Genomic DNA, 9,540 nt, shown 5'->3' with positions numbered 1-9,540 from the left:
ATGTCGTGCGTGATGAAGATCACGCCCATGTCCATTTCTTCCTGCAACTGGCGAATCAACTGCAGGATCTGCGCCTGAATGGTCACGTCCAGCGCGGTGGTGGGTTCGTCGGCGATCAGCAGCTGCGGCTTGCACGACAGCGCCATGGCAATCATGACGCGCTGGCGCATGCCGCCCGACAACTGGTGCGGATAGCGGTCGAGAATGGCGCGCGCCTCGGGAATGCGCACCCTTTCCAGCATGCGCAATGTCTCGGCGCGCGCCGCAGCCGCATCCAGGTTCTGGTGCAACTGCAGGGCCTCGGCGATCTGCGCCCCGGCCGTGAAACTGGGGTTCAGCGAGGTCATGGGTTCCTGGAAAATCATGGCCACGTCGGCGCCGCGCACCCGCTGCAGCACGGGTTCGTTGGCGCGGGCCAGGTCCAGTACTTCGCCATTGCGGCGCCGCAGCCGCATGTCGCCGCCCACGATCTGGCCGCCGCCGTATTCCACCAGGCGCATCAGCGCCAGCGATGTTACCGATTTGCCGGAACCGGATTCGCCCACGATGGCCAGGGTTTCGCCGCGGTCGACGTGAAACGAGACATCGCGCACGGCTTCCACCACGCGGTCGGGGGTATTGAAACGGACCGTCAGGCCATCGACCTGCACTACCCTTTTGGCATCCATACTCGTCATCGTGCTCACTTCTCTTGCCTTGGGTCGAGCGCGTCGCGCAGGCCGTCGCCCAGCAGGTTGAAACCCAGCACCGCCAGGAAAATGGCCGAACCGGGGAAGATCGACATCCACGGCGCCTGCGTCATGAAGTTCTTGGCCGTGTTCAACATCGAGCCCCACGAAGGATTCGGCGGCTGCAGGCCCAGGCCCAGGAACGACAGGCTGGCCTCGGCAATAATGGCCGTGGCAATGGTGATGGTGGCCTGCACGATCAGCGGCGGCATGATGTTGGGAAGAATGTGCCGCGTGATGATGCGCGTGTCCGACGCGCCCAGGGCGCGCGAACTTTGCACGTAGTCTTCATTTTTCACGGCCAGCACCTGCCCGCGCGCCAGCCGGATGAACTTGGGCGCCGCCGACACGCCGATGGCGATCATGGCATTGGTCAGGCTGGGGCCCAGGAACGCGGCCAGCGCAATGGCCAGGATCAGGAACGGAATGGCCAGCAGCGCCTCGGTGCAGCGCGACACCACGCTGTCTATCCAGCCGCCGAAATAGCCGGACACCAGGCCGAAGGGCACGCCGACGATCAGCGCGATCACCACCGACACCAGGCCGGCCATCAACGATGCCCGCGCGCCGTACAGCATGCGGCTGTAGATGTCGCGGCCCAGTTCGTCGGTGCCCAGCCAGAAGGCCTCGGAAGGCGCCTTGCGGATGTTCATGAAGCTGGTTTGCAGCGGATCGTGCGTGGCCAGCCAGGGCGCGAACAGCGCCAGCGCCACCACGGCCAGTACGATGGCGGCGCCCAGCAGCGCGACGCGGTTGCGTTTGAACTTGCCCCAGGCGCGATTGCGGCTGCGGGGCGGCGGAACGGCGCTTGCCGTAGCGGAATGTGCGCTCATGCGTGCCTCAGGCGGGGGTTGACCAGGATGTACAGAATGTCGGCCAGCAGGTTCATGATGATGAAACCGACCGCCACGCACAGCACCACGCCCTGCACCACGGCGTAGTCGCGGGTGAACACCGCGTCGACGATCAATTTGCCGAAACCGGGAATGGTGAACACCTGCTCGGTCAGCACGGCGCCGGCCAGCAGTTCGCCGAACAGCAGGGTCACCAGGGTGACGATAGGCATCAGCGCATTACGCAGCGCGTGGCGCAGCACCACGCGGCGCGGCGACACGCCCTTGGCGCGCGCGGTGCGTACGTAGTCGGCGCTGAGGGCCTCCAGCATGGCCGAACGTGTGTGGCGCATCAGGTAGGCCGCAATGGCGGTGGACAGCACCAGCGCGGGCATCAGCATGGTTTTCATCGACATCCAGAAATCGTCGAACGGCGACACATAGCCCGAGGCCGGCAACAGCCGCCACTTCACGGACACCAGCATGATCAGCAGGATGCCCAACCAGAAATTAGGAATCGACATGCCCGACAGCGCCGCCACGTTGGCGCCCATTTCAGTGGCCGTGCCCTTGCGCACGGCCGCCACGATACCCATCGGCACCCCGACGATCAGCGCAAAAAACATGGCCATGGCGGCCAGTTGCAGCGTCACGGGCAGCTTCTGGGCGATAAGCTCGGTAACCGGCACATCGGTGCGCAGCGACCGGCCCAGGTCGCCCTGCAGCACCTGCGATACCCAGGCGCCGTACTGCACGGGCAAGGGGTCGTTCAAGCGGTATTTGTCGCGCAGATAGTCGAGCACGGCGGGATCGCGTTCTTCGCCCGCCAGCGTCAGCACCGGGTCGCCAGGCAGGATTTTCTGCAACATGAAGACGATCATCGACACCAATATCAGGGTCGGGATCGCCACGAGCACGCGGCGCAGGATGATTTTGAACATGGATGGAACCTAAAACACTGGGCTGCGCACCGCCGGGCGCCAAACGCGCGGGCCGTGCGCTACGGCACGGCCCGATACCAGGCGGGCAATCGCGGCCCGGTTATTGCGCGAACGTCACACCCTTCAGGCGGATCATGCCATCGGGGTAAGGTTTGAAGCCCTGCACTTTCTTGGCCAGCACGAAGGGCCAGGGTTGATAGTAGATGTATACCGACTGCGTGGTGCCCTGCAAAATGGCCTGGGCCTTGTCATAGATGGCCTTGCGCTTGGTTTCGTCGGGCACGGTGCGGGCCTCGGCCAGCAGCTTGTCGATTTCCGGGTTGCAGTAGCGGCCGTCATTCAGGGCGCCCTTGCAAGTCACGAACTGGTAGATGTTGCCGTCGGGATCGACCCGGCCCGACCAACCGCGCATCAGCAGTTCGAAATTGCCGCCCTGGGCCTCGTTCAGCAGCGCCGCGTACTCGGTGGGCCGCAGGCTGAGCTGGAAACCGGCTTCGGCCGACATGGCCTGCACCATTTCCGCGATGGCCGAGGTAGTGGTGTTGTTGCCGAACGCCAGCTCGGCCTTCACCTGCTCCAGGCCCGCTTCTTTCAGCAAGGCGCGGGCCTTGGCGACGTCGCGTGCAGGAATGGGGAACTTGTCGCTGTGATAAGGGCTTGCCGGCGGGAAAGGCTGGTTGGCCGGGTCGAAGATGCCGCCGCCTATCACTTCATTGATGATGTTGCGGTCGATGGTCAGCTCGAAAGCCTTGCGCACGCGCTCGTCTTTGAAGGGGTTGGTTTCGGCCCGCTTGCCATTGGCGAAATTGAAATAGAACTGCTGGTAGCCCAGGCCCGATACCGGCGCGAACTGCAGGCTGGCATCGCCCTTTACCTGCGGCGCATCGGACGGGTTCATGCGCTCGATGATGTCCAGGCCGCCCGCGCGCAGGTTGGACAGGCGCACGGTGGTGTCGGGAATCGGCAGGAACACCACGCGCTTGAAGGCGTAGCTCTTGGCATCGTAGTACTGGTCGAACTTGTCCAGCACGATGCGGTCGTTCTGGATGCGTTCGACGAACTTGTACGGGCCCGAGCACACCGGCTGGCGGCCGACCGCCGCGGTATCGTCGGAGAACGTCTTGGGCGACATCATCATGCCCGAGCGGTCCGACAGCGAGGCCAGCAGGGTCGCGTCGGGCTGCTTCAGCGTCAGCACCAGCGTGGCGGCGTCGGGGGCCTCGATTTTCACCACCGAAGCCAGTTCGCCCTTGCGCATGCTGTCCTGCAGGTTCTTGGCGCGCTCGAGGTTGGCCTTGGCGGCCGCCGCGTCGAACTTGCTGCCGTCGTGGAACAGCGCGTCGGTGCGCAGCTTGAACGTCAGGACGGTGTTGTCGTCGTTCCAGGACCACGACTGGGCCAGTTGCGGCACGAACTGCAATTTCTCGTTCACGTCCACCAGCTTGTCGCACAGCGAGGTGAACACAATGCGGCCCACATAGGTGCGGGCGCGGTGGGGGTCGAGTACGTCCGGGTCTTCCTGCAGGCCGATGCGCATCTGCTGCGCCATGGCGGTGCCCGATGCGACCGCCAGCAAGGCGGCGCACAACCCCAGCTTGAAGTGCTTCTTCATGGATATTTCCCTTGTGTTGATGTTATGGGCATGGAACCGGCGCCGGGCGCCGGTCCAGCATGCCATGATCCCGCTTAGAATCCAACCGCCTGCCCGTCGCGGCGGCTGTCGCTGGCGGCCACATAGCCCAGCTCATTATCGTTTTCGTGCATGCGCCAGATGAACTGGCCGGCGCCGAAGTCCATGTAAGGGTCATCCACCGACTTCATCGAATGGCCCAGGGCGCGCAGGCCGTCGACCGTGTCGCGGTTCATGCTGGACTCGATGTCCAGCGTGAAATCGCGGTTGACTTTCCAGCGCGGCGCGCAGCAGGCCGCCTGCGGCTGCTGGTGATAGTCGACCATGCGGATCACGGTTTGCAGGTGGCCCTGGGGCTGCATGTCGCCCCCCATGACGCCGAAGCTCATCACGGGCTTGCCGCCGCGCGTCAGGAAGCCCGGAATAATGGTGTGGAACGGCCGTTTGCCGCCATCGACCACATTGGGCGACTTGGGATCCATGGAGAAACCGACGCCGCGGTTCTGCATGCTGATGCCGGTGCCCGGCACCACCACGCCCGACCCGAAGCCCATGTAGTTGGACTGGATGAACGAGATCATCATGCCGTTTTCGTCGGCGGCGGTCAGGTAGATGGTGCCGCCGGCATGCGGGCGGCCCGGTTCGACCTGCGAGGCACGGTCCAGGCGGATGAGCTTGGCGCGGCTGGCCAGGTAGGCATCCGACAGCATTTCCTGCGGCGTGACGTCCATCGAGCGCGGATCGGACACATAGCGGTACAGGTCGGCGAAGGCCAGCTTCATGGCTTCGATCTGCACGTGCTGCGATTGCACCGAATCGACCGGCATGTTGGCCAGGTCGAAGTGTTCGCACATACCCAGCGCCATCAGCGCCGCGATGCCCTGCCCGTTGGGCGGGATTTCGTGCAGTTCGTAGCCGCGGTACGACTTGGATACGGGCTTGACCCATTCGGGGCGGTAGGCGCGCAGGTCGTCGAGTGTCATGGCGCCGCCGCATTCTTTGCTGAACGCGGCGATTTTCTCGGCCAGCTCGCCTTCATAGAAGTCGCGGCCACCGCTTGCGGCAATGCGGCGCAGCGTGTTGGCCGCGTCGGGAATGCGGAAGTGCTCGCCCGCGGCCGGCGCCCGGCCGTTGGGCATGAATGCCTGGGCATAGCCGGGCTGCTCGCGCAGTTCGTCGGCGGCGGCCGCCCATTTGTGGGCCACCACCGGCGGCACGGCGTAGCCGCGTTCGGCGATTTCGATGGCGGGCTCGAACAGGTCGGCAAACGGCAGCTTGCCCAGCTTTTCGTGCAGCGATGCCCAGCCGGCGACCACGCCGGGCACGGTGACGGCGTCCCAGCCGCGCTTGGGCTGCTTGGCCAGGCCGTCGGGGCCGGTGCCGTACTTGCGCTTGAAGTACTCGACATTCCAGGCGGCCGGCGCCACGCCCGAGGAGTTCAGGCCGTGCAGCTCCTTGCCGTCCCAGACAATGGCGAAGCAATCGCCGCCCAGGCCGCACGACACGGGCTCGACCAGCACGATGGTGGCGGCCGCGGCAATGGCGGCGTCGACGGCGTTGCCGCCTTTGAGCAACATGCGCAAACCGGCCTGCGCGGCCAGCGGATGCGAGGTGGACACCACATTGCGGGCGAACAGCGGAATCCGGAACGAGGGATAAGGGTTGTTCCAGTTGAAGTTTTTCATGGACGCGGCCTGAGAGAAAAAACCGGGAAAAAGACAGTCGAAATTACTCTTATGCTCTAATTAAATCAATTTGAATAATTGTTTTATCGAACAAAATTTTTTTATGAGCAGCATACGCTTCCTGCGCAGCTTCCTGGCAGTGGCCCACCACGGCTCCTTCTCCGAGGCCGCCGAACAGGTGGCCCTGACCCAGGCGGCCATCAGCTTTCAGATGCGCAGCCTGGAAGCCGAACTGGGACGCGAGTTGTTCGACCGCAGCGGCCGGCTGGCCATTCTGAACGCCGCCGGGCGCGAACTGCTGCCGGACATCAAGCACCTGGTAGACCTGTACGATCGCCTGCGGCTGCCGCGCAATACGCCCGGCACGCTGGCCGGAGCGGTATCCGTCGGCTCCATCGTGTCGTGCATGGGGACCCTGTCCAAGGTGGTATCGGCCCTGAAGCGCAAACACCCCGGGCTGGACGTGCGCGTGCTGTCCGGCAAGGCCAGCGAGCTGGCCGGCAAGGTCGAGGCTGGGGAACTGGACGCCGCCTTCCTGGTGGAAAGCCGGCGCAAAATCGCCAGCACCCACTGGACGCCGCTTTACGAGGAACCGCTGGTGGTGGTGGCCCCCGCCGCGACCGACGGCCAGACCGCGCACGCCGTGCTGGCGGCCAACCCGTTCCTGCGGTTCGACCGCACCCAGCGCACCGGCCGCCAGATCGACCGGGTACTGAAGCGCCTGGGCGTGTCGGTCAGCGAGTTCCTGGAATTGAATGCCATCGAGACGCTGGTGGAACTGGTGCGACAGGAAGTGGGCGTTACCCTGCTGCCCCTGCTGAACGGTTCGAACTGGCAGGGCAGCCCGGACTTGCGAGTGCTGCCGCTGCCCGAGGAACTGGGCCACCCGGCCCGCAGCATAGGCATGCTGGAACGCCGCGACCATGCCCGCCAGGCCATCACGCGCGAGATCTGCGCGCACAGCCTGGCGATGTTCCGGTTGCGGACCTCGGCAGGCACCAGCCGCGATCAGGCGGGCGCGCCCATGGCAGGGTCGCTTATCGAGGGCTTGCCGGTTTCCACTCGGCCGGCGTAGCGGCGTTCGAACGCGGCGTCGCCGTCCAGGGTGACGGTGAAGTCGTACCAACCGCCGCTGTCGGCCAGTGCCCAGTGCTGCTGGAACTCGGCGCCCGCCGCCACTTCGAACGACCAGCTCTCGTTGCCGCCGTAATAGGCGTTGGGCGTGACCTTGAACGTGCATGGCACTTGGCCGCCGTTCAGGAACGATACATACACATCGCCCTGGGACACCTCGTAGCAGACACGGATTTCCGGATTGGCCGCCTGCGGCAGCGCCAGCGCGTTCAGGTTGCCCTTGAAATGGCGGTGATAGCCGTTGGGCCCCAGCACCCACAGATCGTACGCCCCGCTGTCGCCCGTGGTGCCCCAGCGCCCGTCCAGTTCGGTACCGGCTTCCAGCGTGTAGCGGCGCGGCGGGCGGTCCAGGTGCAGGCGGTCGTATACGTGGAACACCGCGGCCGCCGTGCCCGTGTTGGAAAACAGCAATTGCATGCTGCCCGCCGACGGATCGGCGCGGCCGCTGGTGTGCAATTCATAGGGCAAGGCACGCGAGTAGCGCACGCCGCGGGCCTGCTCGGGCAAGCCCTGGACGCCGATGGCCGGCACGGGCACCTGGGCCAGCGCTTCCTGCTGCGCGCGGATCAGGTCGGCCTGGGTCTTGGTCAGCAGGCTCAGGCCGGGCAGCGGATCACTGTTGGGCGTTTCGAAATCGAAGGCCGACACCAGGTCGCCCATGACGGCGCGCCGCCAGGGGCTGATGTTCTCTTCCGCCACGCCGAAGCGCGCTTCCAGGAAACGCAGCACCGAGGTGTGATCGGATACCTGCGAATTCACCCAACCGCCGCGGCTCCAGGGCGACACCACGTACATGGGCACGCGCGGCCCCGGCCCGTAGACGCACTGGTCGGCCGGGTCTTGCAGCGATGCCACGGTGTGGCGCTCGGCCGCCGTGTCGACGGTGGAATCGCCCACCATGAAACCGTCGTCATCCAGCGATGGCGCGGCCGGCGACGGCACATGGTCGAAGAAGCCGTCGTTCTCGTCGAAATTGACCAACAGCACGGTCTTGCTCCAGACCTCGGGGTTCGCCGTCAGGGCGTTCAGCACTTCCTGGATATACCAGGCGCCCTGCACCGGGCTGGACGGCCCCGGATGTTCCGAGTAAGTGGCCGGCGCCACCACCCACGACACCTGCGGCAGGCTGCCGGTGGCCGCGTCATCGCGCAGGGCCTGCAGCATGCCGGCATCTGGCATGGTGTTGGCCACGCCCTTGTACAAGGGGTTGGCGGTGTCGGCCGCCGGCGTCCAGGCGGGATACGGCGCGCCATTGGGCAGGTTGCCTGCCTGTTCATTGGCGCGGCGGAACTGCTGGAAGCCGGCCAGGGAATTGTCGGTGAAGTTATCTGGCAGATTCTGGTACACCTTCCACGACACGCCCGCGGCCTGCAGGCGTTCAGGATAGGTATCCCAGGTCCAGCCCTCTGTTGACTCGCCCAGGCCGTCCCACTGGTTGCGTGTCGAGGGGCCGTTGCCGGCGCCCGCGGGGTCATTGGTGCCCGTCCACAGGAACAGCCGATTGGTGTTCGTGCCGCCATGGGTGGAACAGTGGTACGCGTCGCACAGGGTGAAGGCCTCGGCCAGCGCGAACTGGAATTCCAGTTCGGCCTCGCGATAAAACCCCATGGAATGATCTTCCTTGTGCAGCGGCCATTGGTCCATGCGCCCGCCGTCCCAGGCGGCCTGGGCGTCGGGGTAGTCATGCGGGGTGCCCGACACGCGCTGTGCATTGCCCTGCGTGCTGTCCAGGTGGTACGGCAGCACCACGCGCGTGCCGTTGGATTGTTCCCATACCGAACGGCCATCGGGCAACGGAATGGTGAAACGGTCGCCGAAGCCGCGCACACCCTTGAAGGTGCCGAAGTAATTGTCGAACGAACGGTTCTCCTGCATCAGGATCACCACGTGTTCCACGTCCTTGATGGTGCCGGTGCGGTTATTGGCCGGGATGGCCAGCGCGCGCCGGATGCTGGCCGGAAAAGCCGACAGGGCCGCCAGGCCGGCGGCGGCGGCGGCGCTGTTGCGCAGGAACCTGCGCTTGCCGGGAGAAACGGGATGATGTTGCGACATGAGTCGAAGTCCTGGATGTTCTCGGAAAAGGGTTCAAGGCGCGCAGCGCAGCACGGGCTCGGGCTTGGGCTGCTCCGGGTTGGTGGGCGGGTTCGGCGGGTTGTCGTCGTCATCGTCCGAATCGCCGCTGCCGCAGGCGGCCAGGGCGACACACAGCAGCAGCGCAACTCCCAGTCGGGGCCAGGCTTGGGGTTTCATGAGTGGGTTCCTCTTTCGGGCAACAAATAATGAAAAAAACCCCCGGTGGAACACGCGGGGGAACGCAGGGAAAAGACACTCGCGGCGCCAGGCCGCATGGGGATGCTAGGGATCAACAATGACAATTCTGGGATCGCGCGGCGCCGCACCGGCGGACCACGCGCGCGGGCCGCTCATATGCCTGTCATATGCATCGGTTAGCGTCGCAGCGTTTTCATCGCCCTGCTTCGCCTGCCATGTTTTCGCGCCCACGACTGTCCCTGCCAGGGCCACCACGCCAATGACCAGGTAAATGAGCCGCTGAAATACGCACCAGGCGCACGGCGGCATGTCGAAGAC

At 65.2% G+C, this 9,540-nt stretch carries 7 protein-coding genes and 2 pseudogenes; 1 reads left to right on the top strand and 8 read right to left on the bottom strand.

All coding sequences use genetic code 11. The features are described 5' to 3' along the window. The 5 genes from LPZ50_RS16905 to ggt all read right to left on the bottom strand — a co-directional run. Window positions 1-668 (bottom strand): ABC transporter ATP-binding protein (locus LPZ50_RS16905; RefSeq protein ID WP_230662865.1); only part of this gene is annotated, 668 nt, incomplete at its 3' end. A 14-nt stretch (window positions 669-682) separates the two neighbouring features. Then, the gene (locus tag LPZ50_RS16900; RefSeq protein WP_230662863.1) at window positions 683-1,561 is read right to left on the bottom strand and encodes an ABC transporter permease; all 879 of its coding nucleotides are present in this window, start codon (window positions 1,559-1,561) and stop codon (window positions 683-685) included. Then, complete coding sequence (locus LPZ50_RS16895; RefSeq protein ID WP_230662861.1) at window positions 1,558-2,502, bottom strand: ABC transporter permease; 945 nt, start codon at window positions 2,500-2,502, stop codon at window positions 1,558-1,560. The genes LPZ50_RS16900 and LPZ50_RS16895 overlap by 4 nt, the downstream gene beginning before the upstream one ends. Window positions 2,503-2,602: 100 nt before the next feature. Then, window positions 2,603-4,114, bottom strand: a complete 1,512-nt coding sequence (locus LPZ50_RS16890) for an ABC transporter substrate-binding protein (RefSeq protein ID WP_230662859.1) — start codon at window positions 4,112-4,114, stop codon at window positions 2,603-2,605. Between the two features lie 74 nt (window positions 4,115-4,188). Then, the gene (gene ggt, locus LPZ50_RS16885) at window positions 4,189-5,817 is read right to left on the bottom strand and encodes a gamma-glutamyltransferase (RefSeq protein WP_230662857.1); all 1,629 of its coding nucleotides are present in this window, start codon (window positions 5,815-5,817) and stop codon (window positions 4,189-4,191) included. A 103-nt stretch (window positions 5,818-5,920) separates the two neighbouring features. On the opposite strand from ggt, the pseudogene LPZ50_RS16880 reads away from it, so the two are divergent. Then, window positions 5,921-6,793, top strand: a pseudogene (locus tag LPZ50_RS16880) (LysR substrate-binding domain-containing protein); the annotation flags it as partial. A 32-nt stretch (window positions 6,794-6,825) separates the two neighbouring features. Here LPZ50_RS16880 and LPZ50_RS16875 read toward each other — a convergent pair. From LPZ50_RS16875 to LPZ50_RS16865, 3 genes and pseudogenes are all read right to left on the bottom strand, one after another. Continuing rightward, the gene (locus tag LPZ50_RS16875) at window positions 6,826-9,003 is read right to left on the bottom strand and encodes a phosphocholine-specific phospholipase C (RefSeq protein WP_230662855.1); all 2,178 of its coding nucleotides are present in this window, start codon (window positions 9,001-9,003) and stop codon (window positions 6,826-6,828) included. Window positions 9,004-9,036: 33 nt separating this feature from the next. Then, the gene (locus tag LPZ50_RS16870) at window positions 9,037-9,201 is read right to left on the bottom strand and encodes a hypothetical protein (protein ID WP_230662853.1); all 165 of its coding nucleotides are present in this window, start codon (window positions 9,199-9,201) and stop codon (window positions 9,037-9,039) included. A 243-nt stretch (window positions 9,202-9,444) separates the two neighbouring features. After that, window positions 9,445-9,540, bottom strand: a pseudogene (locus LPZ50_RS16865) (disulfide bond formation protein B); the annotation flags it as partial.

Source organism: Bordetella petrii (assembly GCF_020991325.1).
Taxonomy (GTDB): domain Bacteria; phylum Pseudomonadota; class Gammaproteobacteria; order Burkholderiales; family Burkholderiaceae_B; genus Bordetella_A; species Bordetella_A petrii_E.
Note: the sequence above shows the minus strand (reverse complement) of the source record. Positions and strands in the feature narration are given on the sequence as shown.